Annotated in this window: 1 protein-coding gene; it reads left to right on the top strand. The window is 76.4% G+C overall.

The window, feature by feature from the left end:
- Positions 1-141 precede the first annotated feature (141 nt).
- A partial coding sequence (locus NWP10_RS12260; protein ID WP_258301087.1) for a reverse transcriptase-like protein occupies positions 142-598 on the top strand: 457 nt, incomplete at its 3' end.

Genomic DNA, 598 nt, shown 5'->3' with positions numbered 1-598 from the left:
GGCGGGGGCCGCGGCCGGCCGGCCCCGCGGAGCTGCCGGAAGGCCCCCTGAGCGGTCGGTAGAGTGGTGGGCCGCGCCGCCCGGGCGCGGACCACGGACGCCGGAGCGCACCCCCGGCCCACGACCATGAGGAGGCCCACGGTGAGCGGACGAGTCCTGCAGGTGGAGGCCGACGGCGGCTCGCGCGGCAACCCCGGCGTGGCCGGGTACGGGGCGCTCGTGCGCGACCCGGACACCGGCGAGATCCTGATGACCGACGCCGCCCCGCTGGGCAGGGCGTCCAACAACGTGGCCGAGTACTCCGGCCTCGTGGCCGGGCTGCGGATGGCCCGCGACCTGGACCCCGAGGCCCGCGTGCACGTGCTCATGGACTCCAAGCTCGTGGTGGAGCAGATGTCCGGGCGCTGGAAGATCAAGCACGAGGACATGCGCCGGCTCGCCGCCGAGGCCCGGGCCGTGCTGCCCGCCGGCCGCGTCACCTACGAGTGGATCCCGCGCAACCGCAACAAGGACGCCGACCGGCTCTCCAACGAGGCCATGGACGCCGGCGCCCGCGGCGGACAGTGGGACGCCGGGGCCTCCGAGGTCCCCGTGAGCG

Source organism: Micrococcus sp. HG099 (assembly GCF_024723355.1).
GTDB lineage: Bacteria > Actinomycetota > Actinomycetes > Actinomycetales > Micrococcaceae > Micrococcus > Micrococcus endophyticus.
Note: the sequence above shows the minus strand (reverse complement) of the source record. Positions and strands in the feature narration are given on the sequence as shown.